Genomic DNA, 24864 nt, shown 5'->3' on the forward strand with positions numbered 1-24864 from the left:
CATTACGTGATCACCGCAATATTGCTCGGCCTGAAATAAAGCATACATAAGGAAAGCAATCGCATCGCCCTCCTCCCCAAAGGATGTGGTCGCAAAACTGAATTCCCCCAAACAAAAGGCCGGAAGCGCTCCCAAGGTTTCCGGTTGGCATGATTGATGGCACATCCCAACAGACTGAACTCTGCAGCGCTCGATTTAATCCCCAACACGGCCACGGCGGATGAATTGAAAGCTGCGATGCGACAGCTTGCTGCCGGCATCAGCGTCCTCACCACAGGAACCGGCGACGCCAGAACCGGCGCAACCGTGACATCTGCGACCGCTCTTTCGGTCGAACCGCCGACAATCATCGTCAATATCAATCTGACGGCCTCCGTTTGGCCGACAATCAATGCCGAACGCCGCTTCTGCCTCAACATTCTTTCAGGCGAGCAGCAGGCCATAGCCGACCGTTTTGCAGGCCGGAATGGCGAGAAGGGTGCGGCGCGCTATGCTGAAGCCGAGTGGTATGAACTCGAAAGCGGTGCACTGGCACTGAAAGGCGCGCTGGCCTCCATCGATTGCGAGGTCGAAGAGATCATCGAGCGTCACACGCACGCCATTATTATTGGCCGTGCACTCAAGATCGTCACTGGCGAAGGTGAGCCGCTCGTCTATCATCACGGACGCTATCACGCTCTGCAGCCCTAACTTCTTTGTCAAACATTCGTCCTGCCTGAAACAACTGTTGCCCTGCTGTCATAAATTGCCTAGCTGTTAGACAAGTTGCCTAGAAGCGGGAGAGTTCAGCGTCGTGATTGAGTGGTTGGCCAATAGCAGTCCGGTAAATCGGAAAAGTGCGGCTGAAATCGTATTTGAGGATATCCGCTCTGCGATTACCACTGGGCGGTTGACCGTTGGAACACGCCTTCCCTCCGAAGCCCAACTTGCCACAAAATACAGCGTCAGCCGCCCCATTGTGCGGGAAGCATTGCGCTCACTACAGACACTCGGTCTCACTCAGACACGCACCGGCAGCGGCACTTATGTGCTCAAAGCTACCCCCGGACCCGAACTGAGTTATGGCGGCTATTCAGCACGCGATCTTATCGAGGCCCGCCCTTTCATCGAAGTCCCGGCTGCCGGCTGGGCAGCAATCCGCCACACCGAAGAACAGATGGCAAAGCTGATCGATCTTTGCGACCGCATGGACAAGCAGACCGATCCGCATAAATGGGTGCTGCTCGATACCGAGTTTCACAGCATGATTGCTTTGGCTTCAGGCAATGCGATGTTTGCAAAAATCGTCGCAGATGCCCGCGTGGCCCTTTCGCGCCAGTCGGAACTCGTCAATCTGATGGCCGGTCGTCGTGAGGCTTCCAATATCGAGCATCGCCAGATCGCCGAGGCGATCAAGGCCGGTTCTGAGGAACAGGCGCGTCTCGCAATGCAGAACCATCTCGGGCAGGTGAAACTGGCCGTCACCACGATTATGGCCGAGGAAAAAGGCTCGCCGGAGTAAATTCCCGGCAAACCTTCACAGCTTTTATCAGGCGTCAATCGCCAGATTGGCCAGATGTTCCGGCTTCAATGCCTGCTGCAATTCGTCGGCAGTCATATGTCCCTGCGCAAGCACGACCTCCGGCACAGTCTGACCTGTGGCAAGCGCTTCCTGCGCAACCTTGGTCGCAGCATAATAGCCGATCAGCGGATTAAGCGCGGTTGCAAGACCGATGGATTCCTCCACGCGCCGCGCCATGATTTCCGGATTGGCGGTTATGCCATCCACACAGCGTTCTGCAAGAATGCGGCAGGCGGCTCTCAAGTGACTGATGCTTTCCGACAGTGAACGCACAATGATCGGCTCAAATGCATTCAACTGCAATTGACCACCTTCGGCTGCCATTGTGATCGTGATGTCGCTGCCGATGACAGCAAATGCCACCTGATTGACCACTTCCGGGATCACCGGATTGATCTTGCCCGGCATGATGCTGGAGCCTGCCTGAACGGCTGGCAGGTTGATTTCGCCAATGCCCGCACGCGGACCGGACGACAAAAGCCGCAGATCGTTGCAGGTCTTGGAAAGCTTGACCGCAACGCGCTTCAGAACGCCTGAAAGATGCACGAAAGCACCCGGATCCTGCGTTGCTTCAATCAGATCGCTGGCCGTGACCAGCGGGCGACCTGTCAGACGCGAAAGATGCTCACAGGCAAGCGTTGCATAGCCTTTCGGCGCATTAAGCCCGGTGCCGATTGCCGTGGCACCAAGATTGATCTCATGCAGCAGCTTTGACGATTCAAGCAGCCGCAAGCGATCTTCGCCGAGCATCACTGCAAAGGTGCGGAACTCCTGACCAAGTGTCATCGGCACCGCATCCTGAAGCTGCGTGCGCCCGACCTTCAGCATCTTGTCGAATTCGCGTGCTTTACGCTCAAACGATGCCTGAAGAACTTCCATGCAATCAGCCAGTTCATCAATGGCTTCAATCAGACCGACATTAATTGCGGTCGGATATGCATCATTGGTCGACTGGCTGAGATTGACATGGTCGTTGGGATGCAGATGCGCGTAATCTCCCTTTTCATGCCCAAGCAATTCCAGCGCACGATTGGCAATAACCTCATTGGCATTCATATTGGTGGATGTGCCCGCACCGCCCTGAATGACATCAACGACAAACTGATCATGCAGCGCGCCATCGCGGATTTCGCGGCAGGCACTGACAATTGCGTCGAGATGCTGGCGGCTCAAGAGGCCCAGCTCGTGATTGGCGAGCGCTGCTGCTTCTTTCACAAAAGTCAGACCGCGAACGAGATAGGGATAGCGTCCGATGCTAACGCCTGTGATCTGAAAATTATCCACTGCTCGCGCCGTATGGACGCCCCAGTAAGCATCTGCGGGCACCTCCTTTGCACCAAGCAGATCATGTTCAACGCGCGTTCCGACCACTTTGTCCTCCTGAACCCGAAACGTTAGAGCGTGTCGCGCTTATTAGTATCCACAACGCTCGCTCTAACTCATTGTTTTTACGCATGTCGTTATTGGAAAACCGGTTCCCACTTTTCCGCGACATGCTTTAGAGCGCATCTTGGTCCGAAAACCGTTTCACACTTTTCGGGATGTGCTACAATATCTGTCATGCTGTCAGACAGATTTAATCCGGTTACTCCTCCTTGAGACAAGCGTCAACACACTTGTGAACTTGACTCGTGTTTTCTGATATGCGTTAAAGCCGCAATTAAATCTGTCATGCAGCTTTACAGAAAATGCGACGGGAACGAATTGAAGCATGCTCAGAAACCTGCTCCCCCGGGGGCGGTGAGGTTTCTTTTCTCAACAATGCTTTCAATTAAAACAAAAGATGCATTGCCGGGCCGTGCACGAGCTCCATGTATCTGACTGTTTCAAAAATGCCGTTCTTCGTTGCGAGCACTGCATAAAGCTATTGCCTTTATTCAAAACTGAGCTCTCAGGGAGGAGCGATGACAACGGAATTTATCAAGGCCACCCCGGCCGAACGCGAAGTCTTCACCGAAGAAGATCGCGGCTATCACAAGGCGCTGAAGCCGCGTCAGATTCAGATGATTGCCATCGGGGGAGCAATCGGTACGGGTCTGTTTCTTGGTGCAGGCGGACGTCTGGCACAGGCTGGTCCGTCACTTGTGTTCGTTTATGCCGTGTGTGGCTTTTTCGCATTTCTGGTGCTGCGCGCCCTTGGCGAGCTGATCATGCATCGCCCAAGCTCCGGCTCGTTTGTCTCCTATGCCCGCGAATTCTACGGCGAGAAGATGGCCTTTGCAGCGGGCTGGATGTACTGGCTCAACTGGGCCATGACATCGATTGCGGATGTGACCGCTGTCGCGCTCTACATGAATTTCTTCAAGCATTATGTTCCATGGCTCGAAGGGATCGACCAGTGGATGTTTGCGATGACAGCCCTCATTCTCGTGCTGTCGATGAACCTGCTCTCGGTCAAGGTTTTTGGTGAGCTGGAATTCTGGTTCAGTCTCGTCAAAGTGCTTTCGCTGGTAATCTTCCTCGCTGTCGGCATTTATTTCGTCGTGTCCGGCACACCGATTGACGGTCATCAGCCCGGCTTCCATCTCATTCGTGAAAGCGGCGGCTTCTTCCCGAACGGCATATTGCCCGCGCTCGTAATCATACAGGGCGTCGTCTTCGCCTATGCCTCGATCGAACTGATCGGCACGACTGCGGGTGAAACCGAAGACCCGCGCAAGATCATGCCCGGCGCAATCCGCACCGTCGTCTTCCGCCTGCTGGTCTTTTATGTCGGCTCGGTTCTGCTGCTCACCCTTCTGCTACCGCATACGCTCTATTCGGCTGGCGAAAGCCCGTTTGTGACCTTCTTCAGCAAAATTGGCGTTCAGGGTGCTGATATCATCATGAACCTCGTCGTGCTGACTGCGGTTCTGTCATCGCTGAATGCCGGTCTTTATTCGACCGGACGCATTCTGCACTCAATGGCTGTCTCCGGTTCTGCACCGGCAGCACTTGCCAGGATGAATAAGAGCGGCGTTCCTTATGGCGGGATTGCGGTCACTGCGGTCGTCACCGCATTGGGTGTCGCCCTCAATGCCGTTGTGCCTGCCGCAGCCTTTGAAATTGCGCTCAATCTGGCTTCGCTCGGCATCATCACCGCCTGGGGCGTAATCATCCTGTGCCAGCTCAAGCTCTGGCATCTGTCACGCAAGGGTGAAATTGCCCGCCCGGATTTCCGCATGTTCGGTGCACCCTACACCGGCATTCTGACGCTTCTGTTCCTCTTTGGTGTTCTGGTTCTGATGGCTGCGGACTACCCCGTCGGCTCCTACACCATCGGTTCGCTGATTATCATTATACCCGCACTGGTTATTGGCTGGTATTGTCTGCGTGACCGAATCTATCGTCTGGCGGAACAACGCGCGGCTGATACAAAGAAAAGCAGCTGAGTGAGGGGAAAGAGTGAATAATTCGCAATTCAAACCATTGGTGGCGGTCATCGCCACCGGTGGAACTATTGCAAGCAAGCGCGGGGAAGATGGCGCAAGCACGCCGACACTGAATGGTGACGATCTGCTTGCGACTCTGGGCCATGTCGATGCACGATTGCGCCCCATCGATCTGATGGCGAAGGATTCATCCAGCCTGACACTGATCGATATGCAGACTATCTCCAATGCGGTTGCAGCGCAGATCGCAGACCCGGAAATCAATGGTGTTGTTGTGCTGCATGGCACGGATGCCATGGAAGAAACGGCCCTGCTCGTTCACCTGCAACACCATCTTTCCAAGCCGGTGATTTTCACCGGCGCGCAGTTCACCGCTGATCACCCCGATGCGGATGGTCCATCCAATCTGACGACTGCAATCCATCTGGCGGCAGACCCGACCAATGCGGAAAAAGGCGTACTTATCGCCTTTGGCGGCAGGATCGTGCCTGCATGGGGCGCATTCAAGTTCAGCAGTGACCACGCCGATGCATTTCGGGAAGTGCGCGATCTGGAAAGACCGGATGCTATCCGCCTGCCCGCATCTGTCAGCGCAACACGGGTCGATATTGTTGCCATTCATCCGGGTTGCGACGACCTGCATCTTCGGGCGAGCATTCAGGCTCAAAGCCATGGCATCGTGTTGGCAGCTCTCGGCTCCGGCAATGCCAATGCGACGATCGTTGAAGCCGTGAAGCAATGCACGAAACAAAATATCCCGGTGGTGGTTTCAAGCCGTGTTCCGACCGGCGTGCTGGTGCCGGGTTATGGCGGCGGCGGTGGCGGCCATGACCTGGTCGCAGCCGGTGCTGTGCATTCGCAGACTTTGCGTCCCGGTCAGGCGCGGATCCTTCTGGCAAGCCTGATTGCCAGCAAAAGGCCGAGAAATGCGATTATCCGGGCCTTTGATGATCTGAACCCATAAGATACATCGCAAAATACAAAGCCAAAACGCGTCGCAACCAGCGGCGCGTTTTTTTGTTGTCACCTGCCTGACGTCAAAACATATATGACTTTTTTATTTTTCGGCCTTTTCCCCTCTCTCGAAACCCTATGGGCTGCGGCAGCATAATCCCTGCTGTGGAAACAGAGAGCCCCATAGGCATTCGGCCATGAGGCAATCGCGACAGGGCAATCAAAATGACAATGGATATCGCCGTTATTGGTATCGGCATCGCTTTTTTCGCAATGCTGTTTGGCTATTTGCGCCTTTGCGAGAGGCTTTGAGGAACCCGCCATGCTGATTGAATATATCGCAGGCGCCTTGGTTGCGGCTTTCGTTGCAGCCTACCTTCTTTACGCGCTCATTCGTCCGGAACGGTTCTGAATAAGCAGCCGATTTGAGCCTTCTCAAGGCTTGGGAAAAACCATGACAATCAATGGATGGATACAGATCCTCATCTTTTGTGGGATCATCATCGCGCTCATAAAGCCGCTTGGCAGCTATATGATGCGCGTTTTCACTGGCGAGCGCACGTTTCTGTCGCCTGTCCTCGTTCCCGTCGAACGGGGACTTTATCGTCTGGCAGGCACAAGCGAGCGTGAGGAACAGCACTGGACGAGTTATGCGACCGCCATGCTGCTGTTCAATCTTGCAGGCTTCCTGCTTCTTTACTTTCTGCAGCGCTCGCAAGGTTCTCTGCCTTTCAACCCGATGGGCATGAGCAATGTGCCGGCAGACCTTGCCTTCAACACAGCAACAAGTTTTGTGACCAACACCAACTGGCAGAACTATGGCGGCGAAAGCACCATGTCCTACCTCACCCAGATGGCAGGTCTTACGGTTCAGAACTTCGTTTCGGCTGCAACGGGTGTGGCCATTGCGATTGCGCTCATTCGCGCTTTCTCGCGCAAATCCATGAAGACGCTGGGCAATTTCTGGATCGATCTCACGCGCTGCGTACTCTATATCCTGCTGCCGATTTGTGTGGTCATGACGCTTGCTTTTGTGGCTCTCGGTGTGCCGCAGACGATCGGCTCTTATGTCGAAGCCACCACGCTTGAAGGCGCGCGTCAGGTCATAGCACTTGGCCCGGTCGCCTCGCAGCTTGCCATCAAGATGCTCGGCACCAATGGTGGCGGCTTCTTCAATGCCAACTCCGCGCATCCGTTTGAAAATCCAGATGCCATCTCGAATATGATCCAGATGGTCGCGATCTTTGCCATCGGTGCAGGCCTTACAAATGTGTTTGGCCGCATGGTCGGCAACGAGAGACAGGGCTGGGCGATCTTCGCCGCTATGGGCGTCCTCTTCGTGGCAGGTGTTGCCATTTGCTATTGGGCAGAGGCTGCGGGCAATCCGCTGATCCATGCGCTTGGCATTGATGGCAGCAACATGGAAGGCAAGGAGACCCGCTTCGGCATCGCCATGTCGGCGCTGTTTGCTGTGGTCACCACGGCTGCATCCTGCGGTGCGGTTATCGCCATGCATGACAGCATGATGGCGCTTGGCGGCATGATCCCCATGATCAACATGATGCTGGGCGAAATCATCATCGGCGGCGTGGGCGCAGGCTTCTATGGCATCATCCTGTTTGTCGTCGTCGCAATCTTCGTGGCCGGTCTGATGGTCGGACGCACACCGGAATATCTGGGCAAGAAGATCGAGGCAAAAGAGGTGAAGATGGCCATGCTCGCCGTCCTCTGCCTGCCGCTGTCGATCCTTGGCTTTACCGCTATCGCCACAGTCATTCCGACCGGCCTTGCATCGATTGCCAATCCCGGACCGCACGGCTTCTCGGAAATCCTCTATGCCTATACGTCAGGCACGGCCAATAACGGTTCGGCCTTTGGTGGCCTCTCGGGCAATACGCCCTGGTACAATATCACCATCGGTCTTGCGATGCTGATGGGCCGCTTTCTGGTCATCATTCCAGCACTGGCAATTGCAGGTTCACTGGTTGCCAAGAAGGCAGCACCCGAATCCGCCGGGACATTCCCGACCCACGGACCGCTTTTCGTCGGCCTGCTGATCGGTGTCATTCTTGTCGTGGGTGGCCTCATCTTCTTCCCGGCACTGGCGCTCGGACCTGTGGCTGAACATCTTGCCATGATCAACGGGCAGACCTTCTGATGGTCAGCCCCTCAAATCTCATTCTCCTCATCCTCGCAGCAGTGCTGATAATCGTCTTTGCTGCAGAATTTCTGGGTCCGCTTTTCCGGAGTTCCCTATGAGCAAGTCCCAATCCACAAAAGTAGTTAAAACCGGCATGCTTGATGCCCGCATCCTCATTCCCGCCATCGGCGATGCCTTTCGCAAGCTCAACCCAAAAAGCCTTGCACGCAATCCGGTCATGTTCGTCGTCGCGGTCGTCTCGCTGCTCACCACCGTTCTTCTGCTGAAGGATGTTGCGACCAGCGGTGCCGATATCGGCTTTTCGTTCCAGATCGTGCTGTGGCTCTGGTTCACGGTGCTGTTTGCCAATTTTGCCGAAGCCGTAGCTGAAGGTCGAGGCAAGGCACAGGCAGAATCCCTGCGCCGCACACGCACGGAAACACAGGCCAAGCTGCTCCGCGGCGCAGGCCACACAGATTTTACAACCGTACCTGGCACAAGCCTCAAGGTCGGCGATCTGGTGATTGTTGAAGCAGGCGACATCATTCCATCCGATGGCGAAGTCATCGAAGGTGTCGCTTCTGTCAATGAAGCAGCTATCACCGGCGAATCCGCTCCGGTCATTCGTGAATCGGGTGGCGACCGCTCTGCAGTTACAGGCGGCACGCAGGTTTTGTCTGACTGGATCAAAGTTCGTATCACGGCAGCACAGGGTTCGACCTTCATCGACAAGATGATCAGCCTTGTTGAAGGCGCTGAACGCCAGAAGACGCCAAACGAAATCGCGCTCAATATCCTTCTTGCAGGCATGACGCTGATCTTCGTTCTGGCAGTCGTGACAATCCCGAGCTTCGCTTCTTACGCTGGCGGCTATATCCCCGTCATCGTGCTGGTTGCCCTTTTCGTGACCCTGATCCCGACCACAATCGGCGCGCTTCTGTCGGCAATCGGCATTGCCGGTATGGACCGTCTGGTGCGTTTCAATGTGCTTGCGATGTCTGGTCGTGCGGTGGAAGCCGCAGGTGACGTCGACACGCTACTACTCGACAAGACCGGCACAATCACGCTCGGCAATCGTCAGGCCACAGCTTTCATGCCGGTCAGCGGCGTGAATGAACTGGCCCTTGCCGACGCCGCACAATTGGCCTCGCTTGCCGACGAAACGCCCGAAGGCCGCTCCATCGTCGTTCTTGCCAAGGAAAAATACGACATGCGCGGCCGCGATATGCAGAGCCTGAATGCGATCTTCGTGCCTTTCACGGCACAAAGCCGGATGAGCGGTGTCGATGTTGACGGGTCGTCAATCCGCAAGGGCGCGGTTGATGCGGTGCTCAAACATGCAACATCGGATGAGAAGACCGTTCATGAACTGCAAGCCATTGCCGACACGATAGCCAAATCCGGCGGCACGCCATTGGCAGTCAGCAAGGATGGACGTCTGCTAGGCGTCATTCACCTCAAGGATATCGTCAAGGGTGGTATCCGCGAGCGTTTCACTGAATTGCGCCGCATGGGTATCCGCACGGTGATGATTACTGGCGATAATCCGATGACCGCAGCTGCCATTGCGGCAGAAGCCGGCGTCGATGATTTTCTGGCGCAGGCAACGCCTGAAAACAAGCTTGAACTCATCCGCGAGGAGCAGGCCAAGGGCAAGCTCGTGGCCATGTGCGGCGACGGCACCAATGACGCGCCAGCCTTGGCGCAGGCCGATGTCGGCGTTGCTATGAATACGGGTACGGTTGCCGCACGTGAGGCCGGTAACATGGTCGATCTCGACAGCGATCCAACCAAGCTCATCGAGATTGTTGAGATCGGCAAGCAATTGCTGATGACACGCGGAGCGCTGACGACCTTCTCGATTGCCAATGATATTGCCAAGTATTTTGCGATCATCCCGGCGATGTTCCTCGCCTTCTATCCGCAGCTTGGCGCACTCAACATCATGGGTCTTGCAACACCGCAAAGCGCGATCCTCTCAGCGATCATCTTCAATGCACTCATCATCGTGGCGCTGATCCCGCTTTCGCTGAAGGGCGTTGCTTATAAGCCTGTCGGCGCAGGCGCGCTGCTGTCGCGCAATCTGCTGATCTATGGCCTCGGCGGCGTCATTGTTCCGTTCATCGGCATCAAGGCCATTGATGTGGCCATCGTCGCTCTCGGTCTGGTTTAAGGAACTAGAAAATGCTGAAACAACTTCGTCCGGCACTCGTCATGATCGTTGCCCTTACCGTCATCACCGGGTTGGTCTATCCGCTCGGCATGACCGGCCTTGCACAAGCCATCTTTCCGCAACAGGCCAATGGCAGCCTGATCGAGAAAGACGGCAAGGTGATCGGCTCCGAACTGATCGGCCAGAAATTTGCAGGCGACCGCTATTTCCATGGCCGACCTTCTGCGGCCGGCAAGGAAGGCTATGATGCTGCAAGTTCCGGTGGCTCCAACCTTGGGCCAACCAATCCGGCACTGATCGAACGCATCAAAGCCGATGCCGATGCACTCAGGCAAGGTTCTCCCAATACCGAAGTGCCGATTGATCTCGTCACAACATCGGCAAGCGGCCTCGATCCGGATATCTCGCCGGAAGCAGCGCTTTTTCAGGTGCCGCGTGTTGCCAAAGCGCGCGGGCTTGATGAGGCAAGCCTTCGCGGTATCGTCGAACAGCAGATCGAACCGCGCGAGCTTGGTTTTCTGGGCGAGCCGGTCGTCAATGTGCTGAAACTTAATCTTGTTCTGGACAGAACAGGCAGCAATTAGAGTAGATCAAAGCATTTCCAGCAAAAGTGCATCGCGGTTTTGCGTTGGATAATACGAGAAAACAAAGAAATAGAGCGGTTCCAACGATTCTGCTAAAACCGGAACCGCTCTACCTGCGGGCTTGCCCGCTGCCTTCTCATTTTGAGGAACAACGCTTGGTATCGGACGATCTTCGCCTTGGCGATATGAGGCCCTCCCCCGATGCGCTGCTTGAACAGGCAGAGCGCGAAACGCGCGGCCGTCTCAAGATATTTCTGGGAGCAGCACCCGGCGTCGGCAAGACCTATGAAATGCTGATGTCGGGCCGGGCCCGCAAGGCGGACGGCATTGATGTGGTGATCGGCATTGTCGAGACGCATGGGCGACAGGAAACGGAAGCGCTTGTCGATGGACTTGAAATCATCGACCGCAAGCCGGTGTCCTATCATGGCCACCAGCTCGATGAGATGGACATCGACGCCATCCTCAAAAGACAGCCGCAACTGGTTCTGGTGGATGAGCTCGCCCACACCAATGCACCGGGCAGCCGTCATCCCAAGCGTTATCAGGATGTCGAGGAAATTCTGGCACGCGGGATCGACGTTTATACCACGCTCAATATCCAGCATGTCGAAAGCCTCAATGATGTGGTGGCGCAGATCACCCGCATTCGTGTGCGCGAAACCGTGCCAGACAGCATCATTGACCGGGCCGACGATATCGAACTGATCGATCTCACGCCGGACGATCTCATAAAGAGGCTCGATCAAGGCAAGATCTATCTGCCCAAAACCGCAAAGCGCGCCATTCGCAACTATTTCTCTCCCGGCAATCTGACTGCTTTGCGAGAGCTTGCACTCCGCCGTACTGCGCAGCGGGTTGACGAGCAGTTGCTGACCCATATGCGCGCCAATGCCATCCAGGGACCATGGGCCGCCGGTGACAGGGTGCTTGTTGCTGTCGACCAGCGCGCAAACAGCGCTTCACTGGTCCGCTATGCCCGGCGGCTTGCCGACCGGATGCGTGCACCCTGGGCTGCCATCCACATCGAGACGCCGCGTTCCGCCAGTCTTTCCGATGAAGCCAAAGATCGGCTTGCCGCAACCATGCGACTTGCCGAGCAGCTTGGCGGCGAGACCATCATCATTCCCGGCCAGAGCATTGCCGAAGACCTCGTGCGTTATGCCACAACGCATAATTTTACGCATATCGTTGCCGGAAAATCGGCCAAGCCACGCTGGCGTGAGGCAATCGAAGGCTCAGTCGGACATGCGCTGATCCGCCGTTCCGGAGCGATCGACGTTCATATCACGGCCGCCGCTGATCGCGACAATGCCAGTTCTGCCCGCAGCATTAAAACCGTCAGCCATCCAACCGGATATAATCTCAAGCCCTATCTTGCAGCATCTCTTGTCACAGCCTGTGCGCTTGGTGTCGGGCTTCTGCTCGACCAGTTTCTCGATGTGCGAAGCATCGCTCTGGTTTTCGTTGTGGGCGTTCTCGGCGTTGCGGTCACGCTCGGCCTCTGGCCAGCGCTGTTCGTCTCGGTTTTAAGCGCGTTTGCCTATAATTTCTTCTTTCTCTCGCCGCTCTACACTTTATCCATCGCCGATCCCGAAAGCGTGGTGGCGCTTGCGTTCTTCCTGCTTGTCAGCTTCGTTGCGAGTAATCTGGCAAGCCGCGTCCAACGACAGGCGACTGCCGCACGCCAGCGCGCACATATGACCGAGGATCTTTATCTGTTCAGCAAGAAGCTCGCAGGAACCGGCTCGCTGGACGATGTATTGTGGGCCACCGCCTTTCAGATCGCTTCCATGCTTAAGGTACGGGTCGTCATCCTGCTGCCGGAAGGCGAAAGCATCGCCGTTCGTGCGGGCTATCCGCCGGATGACAGCCTTGTCGATGCCGATATAGCTGCCGCACATTGGGCCTGGGAGCATGAACTGCCGGCGGGACGTGGTGCAGATACCTTACCCGGCGCCAAGCGGCTTTATCTTCCGCTTAAAACCGCGCGAACCTCCGTGGGCGTGATCGGCCTCGACAATGATAGGCAGGGGCCAATTCTTACGCCGGAACAGCAAAGGCTTTTTGAAGCGCTCAGTGATCAGGCGGCCATTGCCATCGAGCGTGTGCAGCTTGTGGGCGATGTTGAGCGCGCCAAGCTTGCAGCAGAGGCAGACAAGCTCCGCTCGGCGCTTCTCACCTCCATATCGCACGATCTTAAAACGCCGCTTGCGGGCATTATGGGTGCTGCCACCACATTGCGCGACTATTCTGGTTCACTGCCGGATAATGATCGCACCGAATTGCTCTCGACCATTGTCGAGCAATCCGAGCGGCTCAATCGTTTCATTGCCAATCTGCTCGACATGACGCGGATTGAATCGGGCGCTATGGAGCCCAATCTGTCGCTGTATTATCTCGGCGATATTGTGGGTACAGCGCTTCATCGTGCCACCAAGATTTTGGCGCGTCATAAAGTTCAGGTGGCAGTGCCAACCGACCTTCCTATGGTGCGGCTTGATGCGGTTTTATTCGAGCAGGTGCTGTTCAATCTTTTGGACAATGCCGCGAAATATGCGCCGCAAGGTTCAGAAATCGCCCTTGAAGCGCATGTCGAACGTGGCCGTGTGACGCTCGAAATCAGCGATCATGGCCCCGGCATTCCCAATGTCGATCTTGAACGGATTTTCGATACGTTCTATCGCGTGCGCAAGGGTGATCATGTGCAGGCAGGAACCGGACTTGGTCTTTCCATCGCACGTGGCTTTACTGAAGCAATGGGCGGAACCATTCGTGCCGGAAACAGAGCTGACGGTTCCGGTGCATGTTTCACATTAACCATACCGCTGCCGGTTCAAGAAACGGACAAGAACGCATGAACGACCCCAAGCCGAAAATTCTGGTGGTCGATGACGAGCCACCCATTCGCAAATTGCTGCGGGTTGGGCTTACGACCGAAGGTTATACGATCATTGAAGCGGCCACTGCGCGAGAAGCAGAAATGCTGCTCGAGAGCGAAAAGCCCGATCTCGTTCTGCTTGACCTTGGTCTGCCCGACACGGACGGCCACGAGCTCCTTCGTCTATGGCGCGAACAGGGGCTAACGCTACCGATCCTCATTCTCTCCAGCCGCACCGATGAAGCGGGCATTGTGCGGGCACTGGAAACTGGGGCAGATGATTATGTCACCAAGCCCTTCGGCATGAAGGAGCTGGCTGCAAGAACGCGCGTTGCTCTGCGTCACAAGTTGCACCAGCAGGGCGAAAAGCCAGTGTTTCAGAGCGATGGTCTGTCAGTCGATCTGGTGAGGCGCATCGTCAAGCTGGATGAGACAGAGATAAAGCTCTCGCCAAAAGAATATGAAATCCTGCGCCTGCTCGTGCAGCATTCGGGCAAGGTGCTGACACATCAGTATATTCTGAGCCATGTTTGGGGACCGGCAGCCGATGTGCAATATCTGCGCATCTATGTCCGCCAGTTGCGCCAGAAGATCGAGAAATCTCCCGATCAACCGCATTACATTCTGACAGAAACAGGTGTCGGCTATCGCCTGCGCGAAGCCGACCCAATGGGCATCTGATATCAGGCTTTCGTCGTTTTGGACTTTTTCAGCGTCTTGCCGTGATTGGAAATCCAGTCCATGGCCGCCAGAAGCACACCCGAAATTACGAAAACCAAATGGATGATGACCATCCACTTGATGTGGTCGGCGGAGTATTTGGCAACGTCCATGAAGACTTTGAGAAGATGGATACCTGAAATCGCCACGATGGAGGCGACCAGCTTCAGCTTGAGCGCTGAGAAATCGACTTCGCCCTGCCAATCAGGACGGTCCTTGTGATCGGCGAGATCCATGCGGCTGACGAAGTTTTCATAACCTGCAAAAATCACTATCATCAGGAGATTGGCAGCAAGGCTGAGGTCGATCAGCGCCAGCACGCCAAGAACAGCATCATTGACGGTCATCGATGGGATGATCAACGCCAAATGCCATAGCTCAACCATAAAAACCCACACCAGAATGACCAACGCCAAAGCGAGGCCAATATACATGGGCGCCATCAGCCAGCGACTGGCGAAAAGGCTGCGTTCGATCAGTCGTTCCATGGTGTGCTCCTAAAATCTGGCAGGAGACGCCACTATCACGCGGGCGTGATCGCAGCAAGATAGTGTTTTCACCACTTCACGTTCAAACCGATATTGCCTTCCCATATGCGGTTGCGCTCGCCACCGAGATTGGTGGTGTAATCGGCAGTCGCGTAAAGACTTGCCTTCTCGGTGATGTCGAGGGTGAGGCCGCCACCAACTTCCAGCGAAGTGCCTTTCAGGTCCGTCACAATCGGATCAGTGGCAAAACGCACAGTCTGATCGGATGAGAAATTCTGCCAGAGATTGGCTTTCAGATAGGGACGCAGCTTGCCGATGGATGTGTCCTCAGCGCCCTGTAAGCGCATCCCGATACGTCCGGTCCAGGCGTTGTCTGAATCAAAGGATACAGATGAATAACGGTCTGCCTGATCATCAAGCGAGAGGCTTTGCCAGATGAGCTGCGCCTGCGGCTCCAGCGTCCAGCTTTCGCTCAGCGCAATCGGGTATCCGCCTTCCAGCGAAGCCGTTACGCCATGACCGTCGACATCGATGCTCTGCCCTTCATTCGAACTCGCATCGCCGCCATACCATGTACCCATCAGCACGGCATCGAGATACCCGCCTTGCGGGCCGATATGCGTCCAGTAACCGCCAAAGCTGGTGCCGGTTATTTCGAGATCACCCACGGCAAGATCATTCCAGCCGAGCGCCTGACCTGTGATATCGCCGGTCACACGGGCATAGCCAAAAAACAGGCCGAAGCGGTCGGAATGGCCACTATCCGTTTCGCGGCCCCAAAGATCCTGGCCAGCCTGAATACCAAAGAGCTTGCCATCAAGGCCCGGTGCAACTGTACCCTTCCACTTTGTATCGATATCCTGTCCGAACAGACGCGCCCAAGTGGACGGCAGATAACCGCCGCTTCTGAGAAGATCCTGTTCGCCACGGCGCTCGTGGAATGTTCCGAGTGTTGTGAGTGCCAGATGATGCGCCACAGGAGGCAAGGCGGAGTAAACGGGAACCTCGACGCGATAAAGTGGAACGACATCGCCTTCGACACGTGTAGCACCCGGCGATGGCGGGACCGCACCCTCAAAGCCGATCTGCGGCGTTACCGCCTGTCCATTGGAGGTCGCCGGTGGATTTGCCGCCTCAGCAGGAGGCGGTGCCGGAGGCGCTTCTGGTTGAGGTGAGTTTTCCGTCACTGGTGCAGACGTATCCTCAGGATCGGGGTCATTCGGATCGATCGGCAATGGTGCTGGCGGCTGTTCCAGTGCTGGTGGAGGCGCGGAAGTTTCAGGGGCTTCCGGTGTCAGTGCTTCCGGAATAACAGGCGCAGGTTGGCTACCGCTGACCAAGGTCGAACGCAAATACCAGTTTTCATTGGTGTTGGCGGAAACGCCACCTTTAAACAGGAAATATTCGTAAGCACCGGCGGCAGCGCGTCCCTTGAGCGCGAAGGCCCCGCTTGTGGTTGTCGCACCGTTCAGTGCCTGCACAACCATGATGCCATCGGAAACCGTCGATGCGCCTGTGCCGCCAACATTGTTGACGACAATACCGGTCGAACCGGATGCATTACCGGTATCAATGACCAGTTTGTCTGATGGCGATGCATCGGCACCAAGCACGGTATCAACGAACAGGTGACCATTCTGACCGGTGTAATTGCCCTTGATGGTGAATGTATCGCTTGTGCCTGAGCCACCATTGGTCAGATCGATACGACCAGCGTTGAAGACTGAAGCAAGCTGACTGGCCGAAAACGCATTGATGCCACTTTGTGCTGATCCACCATAGATCGTGCTGGCAGCATCGATATTCAGCGTCCCGGTGCCTGTACCCGCATCGCCCAGGGTGAGGGTGGTGTCGAGCGTCAGACGGGTGTCGTTGGTGAGATTGATCGTCTCCCAACTGTCAAACCGACCAACCTTGCCTGTTTTAACATTGTTGAAAGTCAGCGCATCGACACCCTCGCCACCAGTCAGGCGCTTGGTTGCGCCAATATTGGCATCGGTCAGATTGGCAAGCACAGCCGTATCACTGTCAGCGCCCATATCGATATTGCCATAGACAATGCCGCCGCCGTTCCAGGTGAACTGGTCATTGCCGAAGCTCATAAGAACGTCGCCGGCCACCGTACCGCCAGTAATCGTGACACTATCCGTCCCGCCGCTGACGCTGATATTGCCTCCGATCATGCCATCGGAAATAATGATCGTGTCATTGCCAAAACCTGCCACCAGATTACGATCAATGGTGCCGCCGGACATGTTGAAATAGTTGTTGTCGAGTTTCATGTTGACGCGGCCGATGCGGCCACCCGTCATTACGGCGTAATCACCGTCATCAAAAGCATCGACAATGCGGCCGCCAGACATGAAGAACGTATCAAGCGCATCGCCCTGATTGAGCGAGCCAATCTCGCCGCCCGTCATGCGAAAATCATCAATACCGAGGCCCTGCTGGATATTGCCGGTGACAGTTCCGCCGGAAATCACGAAAGCATCCGCACCGTCGCCCTGAACGACATTGCCCGTGATCGTACCGGAATGAACCTCAATCCGGTCAGTGCCTGCGCCAAATGTTACATTGCCATTGACTGTACCGCTTCCGCCGGAAGGCAACAGTAAGGTGTTATTGCCATTCGTATCGGTCAAACCGCCAATTGATGTACCGCTATCGCAAATATAGGTATCGTCACCCAGCGTGGGAGAGAACGAACACGCCGCTAAAGCCGGATCGGCCTTCAGTATAAAACTACTGATTGTAACAATGGCTGTACTTGAAAGAAAAGTTACAAAGGCAGGACAAATTACACGATGCTTCATTAGCCCTCTCCATTTTGCAGCCAGCGGCAGCAAAGTGATAATGAGGTATTTTTTATATTAGGCAAGGCGGTTATTTGAATATAATTAAGGAAATATGCTCTCTATAATTTGTTGCTATTTCAATATTTTAAGAGAAATTGATATCAGAAAAGCAGTTAATCAGACATATTTAGTGGTAAATAGAATAGAGTAAGTAAGACAAAATAATTCACTTTTCGGACGTCACAAAACTTGCATAGCCATCGCCAAGCGTCTTGTCGATAAAGCTGGAATACTGGCCATAAAACGGGTCAGCCGTGGTTATCCGACCAAAAACCGGTGTTTCGAACATCTTCATCGGGATAAGTGCCAAAGGTACGGATACAGGCGTCAGTTGTGCGCCCTGCCCTGCACGCAAGGTCGTGAGAATTCCATACATTTCGCCCGCAATGCTTGGGCGCGAGAGAACCGCCATCCGGTATTGCCCGGATGTATTGGTCACAAGATAAACATGACCTGAAAGATGCGGGACAGAAACTCGCCCATACTGCGAAAACGACGTATCGGTGCGTTCGCGCTCCTCGAATTTGAGATGTGTGTTCTCCGCATCCCAGCTGATATGAGTGCAATAAGCGAAGATGTCGTTTCGATTGCCGAATGACGGACGCAAAGTGAGAAACGTTCCCTCAAGCCATGAAACGGCGGCGCGCGAATAAGCGCCAAGTTCTTCCGCAGCATGTCCGTGGGGAGCCGCTGGCTTTGGCTTCTCTGTTTCCACCTGATCACGCAGCTCAAATCCCATGGCCTGCTCAAGCCGGATGATGGTGGCAAGCGTAAAGGGACGGTGTCCAGACAGCGCCTTTTCGAGCGTCGAGAGGCTGATACGTGCCTCATCGGCCAGATGCTGGCGCGAAATTCTGCGGCGCGCGATCTCCTCGCGCACACGTTCAGCAACGCGGAGATTCAACTGATCGGGCAAAACCGCATCTTGCTGAGACATGAAAACTTCCTCAATCCGTACTTTCCTTCACAATTCCACACAAAGCCAGAACCGGCAAGGTGGCTTGCGGCAAAGTCCGGACAAAACTTGGCAAAGCTTACGCTGGCGAGGAAACAGCACTCCGGCGCAAATTGTGTCCAGTTATCCGATAGATAAAGGAGCGCACAATGTCGCCTGCCTTCAGACACTCTCATAACAACGCAAGGGCAATCAGCCTCTCGCAATTCTGCAAACTCATCTGGTTTGTAAATATGCTGATATTGCCAATCCTGGCCGTTGTTCTTTCACTTCTCAACGTGGCTGCGGCCCGTGCGGAAAAGCCAGCCTATGTAACACCGAATGCGGTGCAGAGCGGCAGCCTCCTGCTTCAGAGCAGTGAAGCTGGCCAATATGTCGAAGCGCCACGGCTTGCCACTGATTTCAACATCGATGTCAGTGGCCCCACCGCCCGCGCCCGTCTCAGTCAGGTTTTTGAAAACCCAACCAATGGCTGGGTCGAAGGGCTTTATGTCTTCCCTCTGCCTGAAGACAGTGCGGTTTATTCCCTGAAGATGATTGTCGGTGACAAGGTTATCGTCGCCGATATCAAGGAAAAGCAGGCAGCGCGTGAAATCTATGAGAAGGCAAAAAGCGAAGGCAAGAAGGCAGCTCTCATCGAACAGCAGCGCCCCAACATTTTCACCAATGCAGTTGCAAATCTCGGTCCGAATGAAAAAGTCGTCATTCAGATTGAATATCAGCAGGCGGTTCGCCTGAGCGATAATCGTTTTTCTCTGCGTGTGCCACTTGTTGTTGCACCGCGCTATAATCCTGAAAACAGCGACCCGATTATTGAAACCGCAGATATTCAGGGCGGCTGGGGACAGCAGAAAACGGAACCAACCCATGGTCCCGACAATGGCGCCATTGAAACGCCTCTCGTGATGCCGGGCGAAGACCGCACCAATCCAGTGACGATCACTGTCAATCTCAAGCCCGGTTTCCCGGCAACCGATATCAAGAGCCTTTATCACCCTGTCAAAATCGACCAGCAGGACGAGAAGACATCGAAGATTGTTCTGGATGGCAAGGCCACAGCTGATCGCGATTTCGTTCTCGAATGGCAGACTGCTGAAACCGCTATGCCCAATGTCGGCCTGTTTCGCGAACGCGTGGGAAATGACGACTATGTGCTGGCCTATGTCACGCCGCCGGCTGTCAAAAGCTCTGCAAATCAGTCACGAGAAATCGTGTTTGTCATCGACAATTCAGGTTCGATGGGCGGAACTTCGATCAAGCAGGCCAAAGCCAGTCTTGATTATGCCCTCTCTCGTTTAAAACCCACCGACCGTTTCAACGTCATTCGTTTCGATGACACTTTGACCAAGGTATTTGATGACTCCGTCCCTGCTACGCCACTCAATATTACCGATGCCCGCGAATATGTGGCCACGCTTGACGCAGTCGGCGGAACAGAAATGCTGCCCGCATTGCACGCGGCTCTTGATGACAGCCACCAGAAAGACGGTTTGCGTCAGATCGTGTTTCTGACCGATGGCGAGATCAGCAACGAACAGCAAATGCTTGATGTCATCGCATCACGCCGGGATCGCTCCCGCCTCTTCATGGTTGGTATCGGTTCGGCTCCCAATACCTATCTGATGAACAAGGCATCTGAACTTGGCCGTGGCACCTTTACACATATCGGCTCTGTTGAAGAGGTCGACCAGCGCATGCGTGAACTGTTCGCTAAGCTCGAAAACCCGGTCGTCACAAACGTAAAAGCCAGCTTCTCGCAAGAGGGTGTCAATCTGACGCCAGGACTTCTTCCCGATCTTTATCAGGGTGAACCGTTGGTGATCGCTGCCCGCACAAAACAGGCAACTGGCACCATTACAATTGAAGGTACAGTTGGACGGCACCCATGGACAGTGACCTTACCGCTCGATGCGGCAAGCCCGGCAGAAGGCATTTCCAAGATCTGGGCGCGCCGCAAGATCGATGATGCTGAGGTGGACATGAAACTCGGCAAGATTACAGGACTGGCAGCCGATACACGTATTCTCACCCTCGCACTGGAGCACCATCTGGTAACACGTCTTACAAGCCTTGTTGCCGTCGATCAGACACCGGCCCGCCCGGCAAACACGCCCCTCACCCGCGCGGACATTCCTTTGCAGCTTCCTGCCGAATGGGATTTTGATGCGCTGTTCGGTATTCGTGCAGACCGTAATGTGCTTGATCATGCCGATGCAGGTCAGGAACAGATCCTGGTTCGAAACAATGATCGTCCGGCATCGCCCGCTGTTTCAGCACCCGCAATGCCGCTGCCGCAAACCGCAACTCCGGCAACGCTCAATATGCTTCAGGGATTGGGCGTTCTGTTCATCGGGTTTCTCATCTTCTGGTTTTCGCGCCGCAAGGAGAATGCATGATGAGTGTCATTGCTGCATATAACTCAAAGGCAAAGGAGCGCACATGGTTGCGCTCCCCCCTCGCCCTTCTTTCGATCGCCGTCATGGCCTGCGGTTTCATTCTTCTCGGTCAGGGCGTCTGGATCCATACCAAAGCATATACGGCACAAATTCTTCTGGAGCGCGCTTTCACACAGAGCATTGCGACAGGCGAGAAAATCAAACCGTGGAGCTGGGCGGACACATGGCCGGTAGCCCGTATCGAAGCACCACGTCTGGCTGCATCAGCAATTGCTCTTAATGGTGCAAGCGGACAGGCTCTCGCTTTTGGTCCCGGCCATCTGCAGAACACACCGCAAGCTGGTGAACAGGGAACTGCGATTTATGCCGCCCACCGCGACACACATTTTGCGTTTCTCAAAGATATCGAGAAAGACGACCTTATTCGCATTACCCGCAACGACGGCAAGACATACACCTATCGTGCCACTCAGATGAGCGTTGCGCGTTGGGATGAAGCGCAGATCGATGTCCATGCATCCGGCTCTCATCTGGTTCTTGCGACCTGCTATCCCTTTGATGCTGTTACACAAGGTCCGCTTCGTTATCTCGTCTATGCGGATCTGGCAGAATAGTCTTAGCCACAAAATGCTCTCTAAACTTCCAGAGCGTATGGAATTGAGGTTCCTACGCTTCTGGATTTCATCGTGTCAGCGTGGGGTCTAGCCACCCGGTCGGCAGTTCATCTCGGTGAAGGCCGCGAGCTCGCTTTTGACCATGCTGAAACCGAAAGCTTTGATGGTGAGCTTGCCTATCATCGTGTCGTTGCACAGCATGATGGAGGTGGGCTCTTTGCCTGAAATCTTCATATCGCAAACCGCGCCGAAGCTTTCGTCGTTAGATTCGCCCCGAGTTCCGATCAGGAGATCGCAGCTCAGCTTTGCTGCAATGCCCAGCTGTTTCAGATCCTTTTCAAAATCACCGGCACGTTCTGATATCTCCTGCTTATCCGTGATATCGCGGACCGTGAGAGTTTCGGCAGCCACTGGCGCAGTCAAAAGTATCAACCCTGCGGCCATCAAGCTACCCAATTGGAAATACATGCTTTCTTCTCCTTAGCCGTCATCAGATCTGAAATTTCAAAACAGATTATCAATACAATCACATTGCCTATGTCCAGACTTTATGTGGTTGACGCCAGTCTCATGGTCAGTGGTCGTATAGGCCTTTATGCACTTGGCCATCACCAGTTTGCGAAAGTTAACTCATTGTTAAGTTTCAACACAGCGACCACACCTAAACCTCTCTTAAATCCTGTTTCCCATAACAACGGGAGATATAAGCCAGCATCAGCTCATTGCAGTTGCCTTTGTTGAATATGCAGAGCGCTGACCATGAGAGCTTTTACCGAAAATGCGTCTTCAGCAGCCTTTTCCGTGAGAATGCGAAGATAACCACTCACAGAGCGAATATCGTTATAGCGCTGGAGCAGATAGGCAATTGTGATAGCCGCATTCTGCCTTCCAAGCATTTTCAGAGCCATTTCATAGAGTTTGGTATCGATGCCGATAAAGCTACGTACCTTCTCTGCTGTGGTCATCAGATGTTCCCACTGTCTTATCGGATCTGATGCGTAAGCGCTGATGTCTGGACAGGCTCTGAGAACCATATCGAGAGAAATGCTGGCCTCAATTGCGCAATCGGTTATCGTTGTGATCGCAACTGTGTCTGAATTTGCGACGTTCCTATCAAAATGGGAATCTGGTTTTGACTCATTAAGCTGCCGCTCATTTTGGGATTCATTGTCGCTCAGATTTTGAACTTTTTGATTATTATTCAAAGCTTTATCAACAGAACCACGAATTTCATGCAGTTTTGCGACGAGTGTTGTCAGCTCGATCATTTCTGCACGACGTGGAATGCTGTCGACAACCGCACGGAACTCGACTTTGAGCTCATCCCAAGGACCAACAAGAGATGCTTCGATTGCATAATCGAGCAGCTTTGATATGTCGCGACGCAGCAAAGTCAGCTGTTCACGGATTTCACGCAGAGCGATCTTCTCGGATTTGACCTGTTCGGCAGCAGCCTCAAACTCATCTGCTCGCGCCAAAAGTGGTGCAAGCGAGAAACCAAAGGCAACCTTTAACTCACCGGATTTGCTGCGACGAGCATAGCGTTTGCCATTCGGGCTATCCTGACGAGTGATGATACCGGCCTCGACCAGCGCTGCCAGATGACGACGCAATGTTGCATCGGCCATGCCGTGTGCGCGCAAGGCCAGCTGTTTGTTGGATGGAAACACCACCAGAGCGCCGGTTTCGACCAGCGTGTTCTCAGGATAAAACGACAGCAAAGCAGACAGAACCGCCAAAGAACGATCACTGATGCCAATGATATTCTTGCCTTCGCACAGCCAACGATGAAGCTGCCACTTATCAGCAGCTGCTCCCTGAGGGATTTCGCGAGCTTTTTGATGCACTGCCAACAAGGCATGCGTCATCCGCTGACTGCCAAAAGGCGTCAGTCCGAATTGAGACTCCATTTTCTTTCACCTTCCACAAGGCAAAAGAAATCCACCCGCCGAAATGACGCTGATAACACTTGACAGTGATTCGTGAATTTGCGATTCTCTAGCTGCTAAACCAATGAGAAGGGCTTCCACGCGGCGACGTTTGGGGGCCTTTTTCCTTTGCTGCTGTTTCCTCTTCGTCAAATTATGCAGATGACCATCACCTGCACTCTTCCACTTTTATACGTTACGCTGATTAGGCGGGGGATAAGTCCCCTCACCTGATACGCTTACTCACTTCTCGTCGTCGCTGAATGACGCATAAAGCGCATCCAGATTACGCGAAATCCATTCAGCAAAACGCGGACCATTGGCTGCACTGAGCGCCAGAGTTGCTGTCTTGCCGTTCTGTTTGATGGTGGCACTGACGCTTTTGTCAGCGGCACTCCAGGTCGAACCAGTACGCGAAGCGGCCTTCGTAACCGGCTTCTTCTGGTTTGAACCTTTGAGATAACCATAGAGCTGTTCAAAACGTGTGCCAGACTGTGCTGTCTTGAAGGCATCGGTTGCCATCAGTTCACGCGCCGTATCAGCCTTGCCAGGCATCTCGATCAGCTTGCGCAGTTCAAGCCAGCGGTCACGTCCGATGCCTTTCGCTGGTCCGATAGCAACGAGCATATCTTCGGAGATTGCGCGCGGAATGGTCAGCATTTTCGAAAGGGTTTGGTAATCGATAGAAAGAGCGGCCTGAATAGCTTCACGGCTATACTGCAGCTCCTCAAGGCGCGCTGCAAACAGCACACGCTCAATGAAGCTGAGATTGGCACGAGCAGAGTTTTCCTGACCCTGGCTCAGAATATGTTCGAGATCCGCGAGAGGCTTGATGACGGCCTTGACCTTGATGCCAAGTTCACGCGCAACCTTGGCCCGACGATGACCGAACACGATCATATAGCGACCGCTGGTCTCCGGGTGAGGGCGCACGAGAATAGGGCTATCCTGTCCACGGTCGCGAACAGCTTCCAGAAGCTCGGCATATTCCTGATCGTCAGCCTCTGGCAGGCGATCGGCAATGAACGACGCGTCGAGAACAGAAGGATCGAGTTCGACGATGGCTTCACCATCAAGCTTCTGAGAAGCCTGCTTGGCAAGTTCATCAATAGATGCAGACAAAGACTTTGCAGCACCAAAACGGCGCGAAACATTTTCGACCGGAGAAACGGGCTTTTCTTCCGCTTCTTCGGTCTGCATTACGCTCTGAAAAATGTTCTTCCGTGCCATTCTCTTACCCTCAA

Annotated in this window: 19 protein-coding genes; 12 read left to right on the forward strand and 7 right to left on the reverse strand. The window is 54.4% G+C overall.

Features of this window, described 5'->3' with window-relative positions; all coding sequences use genetic code 11:
• Nucleotides 1-156 precede the first annotated feature (156 nt).
• Nucleotides 157-690, forward strand: a complete 534-nt coding sequence (locus C9380_RS18055) for a flavin reductase family protein (RefSeq protein ID WP_024896973.1) — start codon at nucleotides 157-159, stop codon at nucleotides 688-690.
• A gap of 103 nt (nucleotides 691-793) precedes the next feature.
• Complete coding sequence (locus tag C9380_RS18060; RefSeq protein WP_024896974.1) at nucleotides 794-1501, forward strand: FadR/GntR family transcriptional regulator; 708 nt, start codon at nucleotides 794-796, stop codon at nucleotides 1499-1501.
• A 27-nt stretch (nucleotides 1502-1528) separates the two neighbouring features.
• Here C9380_RS18060 and C9380_RS18065 read toward each other — a convergent pair whose 3' ends face one another.
• Complete coding sequence (locus C9380_RS18065) at nucleotides 1529-2932, reverse strand: aspartate ammonia-lyase (protein ID WP_128094202.1); 1404 nt, start codon at nucleotides 2930-2932, stop codon at nucleotides 1529-1531.
• A 533-nt stretch (nucleotides 2933-3465) separates the two neighbouring features.
• On the opposite strand from C9380_RS18065, the gene C9380_RS18070 reads away from it, so the two are divergent.
• The 8 genes from C9380_RS18070 to C9380_RS18105 all read left to right on the forward strand — a co-directional run bounded on the left by C9380_RS18070 (nucleotide 3466) and on the right by C9380_RS18105 (nucleotide 14345).
• The gene (locus C9380_RS18070) at nucleotides 3466-4932 is read left to right on the forward strand and encodes an amino acid permease (protein ID WP_128094203.1); all 1467 of its coding nucleotides are present in this window, start codon (nucleotides 3466-3468) and stop codon (nucleotides 4930-4932) included.
• Between the two features lie 13 nt (nucleotides 4933-4945).
• Nucleotides 4946-5896 (forward strand): asparaginase, encoded by a 951-nt coding sequence (locus C9380_RS18075; protein WP_128094204.1) that lies wholly within the window; start codon nucleotides 4946-4948, stop codon nucleotides 5894-5896.
• Nucleotides 5897-6208: 312 nt separating this feature from the next.
• Entirely contained in the window at nucleotides 6209-6298 is a 90-nt protein-coding gene (gene kdpF / locus C9380_RS18080) for a K(+)-transporting ATPase subunit F (protein WP_036567035.1), read from the forward strand.
• 42 nt (nucleotides 6299-6340) lie between these two features.
• Entirely contained in the window at nucleotides 6341-8044 is a 1704-nt protein-coding gene (kdpA, locus tag C9380_RS18085; RefSeq protein WP_128094205.1) for a potassium-transporting ATPase subunit KdpA, read from the forward strand.
• 97 nt (nucleotides 8045-8141) lie between these two features.
• A complete protein-coding gene (gene kdpB, locus C9380_RS18090) occupies nucleotides 8142-10199 on the forward strand; it encodes a potassium-transporting ATPase subunit KdpB (RefSeq protein WP_128094206.1) in 2058 nt (685 codons plus the stop codon).
• Nucleotides 10200-10210: 11 nt separating this feature from the next.
• Entirely contained in the window at nucleotides 10211-10783 is a 573-nt protein-coding gene (kdpC, locus tag C9380_RS18095) for a potassium-transporting ATPase subunit KdpC (protein ID WP_128094207.1), read from the forward strand.
• Nucleotides 10784-10968: 185 nt separating this feature from the next.
• The gene (locus tag C9380_RS18100) at nucleotides 10969-13644 is read left to right on the forward strand and encodes a DUF4118 domain-containing protein (protein ID WP_247877593.1); all 2676 of its coding nucleotides are present in this window, start codon (nucleotides 10969-10971) and stop codon (nucleotides 13642-13644) included.
• Nucleotides 13641-14345: a response regulator transcription factor gene (locus tag C9380_RS18105; RefSeq protein ID WP_111785803.1), complete on the forward strand. Its 705-nt coding sequence runs from the start codon at nucleotides 13641-13643 to the stop codon at nucleotides 14343-14345. The genes C9380_RS18100 and C9380_RS18105 overlap by 4 nt, the downstream gene beginning before the upstream one ends.
• 2 nt (nucleotides 14346-14347) lie before the next feature.
• Here the strand turns inward: C9380_RS18105 and C9380_RS18110 are convergent, their stop codons facing one another.
• The 3 genes from C9380_RS18110 to C9380_RS18120 all read right to left on the reverse strand — a co-directional run bounded on the left by C9380_RS18110 (nucleotide 14348) and on the right by C9380_RS18120 (nucleotide 18664).
• On the reverse strand, nucleotides 14348-14872 hold the full coding sequence (locus C9380_RS18110) for a TIGR00645 family protein (RefSeq protein WP_105706552.1): 525 nt from the start codon (nucleotides 14870-14872) through the stop codon (nucleotides 14348-14350).
• 68 nt (nucleotides 14873-14940) lie between these two features.
• Nucleotides 14941-17685 (reverse strand): autotransporter family protein, encoded by a 2745-nt coding sequence (locus C9380_RS18115; RefSeq protein ID WP_128094209.1) that lies wholly within the window; start codon nucleotides 17683-17685, stop codon nucleotides 14941-14943.
• Between the two features lie 208 nt (nucleotides 17686-17893).
• Nucleotides 17894-18664, reverse strand: a complete 771-nt coding sequence (locus C9380_RS18120; protein ID WP_024896985.1) for a helix-turn-helix domain-containing protein — start codon at nucleotides 18662-18664, stop codon at nucleotides 17894-17896.
• Between the two features lie 167 nt (nucleotides 18665-18831).
• Here C9380_RS18120 and C9380_RS18125 point away from each other — a divergent pair, with 167 nt between their 5' ends.
• Nucleotides 18832-21078 carry a marine proteobacterial sortase target protein gene (locus tag C9380_RS18125; protein ID WP_128094210.1) on the forward strand — a complete coding sequence of 749 codons (2247 nt, stop codon included), beginning with the start codon at nucleotides 18832-18834 and terminating at the stop codon, nucleotides 21076-21078.
• Nucleotides 21078-21692, forward strand: a complete 615-nt coding sequence (locus tag C9380_RS18130) for a class GN sortase (RefSeq protein ID WP_128094468.1) — start codon at nucleotides 21078-21080, stop codon at nucleotides 21690-21692. The genes C9380_RS18125 and C9380_RS18130 overlap by 1 nt, the downstream gene beginning before the upstream one ends.
• 87 nt (nucleotides 21693-21779) lie before the next feature.
• Here the strand turns inward: C9380_RS18130 and C9380_RS18135 are convergent, their stop codons facing one another.
• The 3 genes from C9380_RS18135 to repB all read right to left on the reverse strand — a co-directional run bounded on the left by C9380_RS18135 (nucleotide 21780) and on the right by repB (nucleotide 24850).
• Entirely contained in the window at nucleotides 21780-22160 is a 381-nt protein-coding gene (locus C9380_RS18135; protein ID WP_105534841.1) for a hypothetical protein, read from the reverse strand.
• A 251-nt stretch (nucleotides 22161-22411) separates the two neighbouring features.
• On the reverse strand, nucleotides 22412-23602 hold the full coding sequence (gene repC, locus C9380_RS18140; RefSeq protein WP_128094211.1) for a plasmid replication protein RepC: 1191 nt from the start codon (nucleotides 23600-23602) through the stop codon (nucleotides 22412-22414).
• A 261-nt stretch (nucleotides 23603-23863) separates the two neighbouring features.
• Nucleotides 23864-24850, reverse strand: a complete 987-nt coding sequence (repB, locus tag C9380_RS18145; RefSeq protein ID WP_100557590.1) for a plasmid partitioning protein RepB — start codon at nucleotides 24848-24850, stop codon at nucleotides 23864-23866.
• Nucleotides 24851-24864 lie beyond the last annotated feature (14 nt).

It is taken from the genome of Brucella pituitosa (assembly GCF_003049685.1).
Taxonomy (GTDB): domain Bacteria; phylum Pseudomonadota; class Alphaproteobacteria; order Rhizobiales; family Rhizobiaceae; genus Brucella; species Brucella pituitosa.

Bases quoted from the DNA above. Each gene is read 5' to 3' on its own strand.
- C9380_RS18055 (WP_024896973.1), top strand. From the start codon at position 157: ATGGCACATCCCAACAGACTGAACTCTGCAGCGCTCGATTTAATCCCC.
- C9380_RS18070 (WP_128094203.1), top strand. From the start codon at position 3,466: ATGACAACGGAATTTATCAAGGCCACCCCGGCCGAACGCGAAGTCTTC.
- kdpF (WP_036567035.1), top strand. From the start codon at position 6,209: ATGCTGATTGAATATATCGCAGGCGCCTTGGTTGCGGCTTTCGTTGCA.
- kdpA (WP_128094205.1), top strand. From the start codon at position 6,341: ATGACAATCAATGGATGGATACAGATCCTCATCTTTTGTGGGATCATC.
- kdpB (WP_128094206.1), top strand. From the start codon at position 8,142: ATGAGCAAGTCCCAATCCACAAAAGTAGTTAAAACCGGCATGCTTGAT.
- kdpC (WP_128094207.1), top strand. From the start codon at position 10,211: ATGCTGAAACAACTTCGTCCGGCACTCGTCATGATCGTTGCCCTTACC.
- C9380_RS18100 (WP_247877593.1), top strand. From the start codon at position 10,969: ATGAGGCCCTCCCCCGATGCGCTGCTTGAACAGGCAGAGCGCGAAACG.
- C9380_RS18105 (WP_111785803.1), top strand. From the start codon at position 13,641: ATGAACGACCCCAAGCCGAAAATTCTGGTGGTCGATGACGAGCCACCC.
- C9380_RS18110 (WP_105706552.1), bottom strand. From the start codon at position 14,872: ATGGAACGACTGATCGAACGCAGCCTTTTCGCCAGTCGCTGGCTGATG.
- C9380_RS18115 (WP_128094209.1), bottom strand. From the start codon at position 17,685: ATGAAGCATCGTGTAATTTGTCCTGCCTTTGTAACTTTTCTTTCAAGT.
- C9380_RS18120 (WP_024896985.1), bottom strand. From the start codon at position 18,664: ATGTCTCAGCAAGATGCGGTTTTGCCCGATCAGTTGAATCTCCGCGTT.
- C9380_RS18125 (WP_128094210.1), top strand. From the start codon at position 18,832: ATGTCGCCTGCCTTCAGACACTCTCATAACAACGCAAGGGCAATCAGC.
- C9380_RS18130 (WP_128094468.1), top strand. From the start codon at position 21,078: ATGAGTGTCATTGCTGCATATAACTCAAAGGCAAAGGAGCGCACATGG.
- C9380_RS18135 (WP_105534841.1), bottom strand. From the start codon at position 22,160: ATGTATTTCCAATTGGGTAGCTTGATGGCCGCAGGGTTGATACTTTTG.
- repC (WP_128094211.1), bottom strand. From the start codon at position 23,602: ATGGAGTCTCAATTCGGACTGACGCCTTTTGGCAGTCAGCGGATGACG.
- repB (WP_100557590.1), bottom strand. From the start codon at position 24,850: ATGGCACGGAAGAACATTTTTCAGAGCGTAATGCAGACCGAAGAAGCG.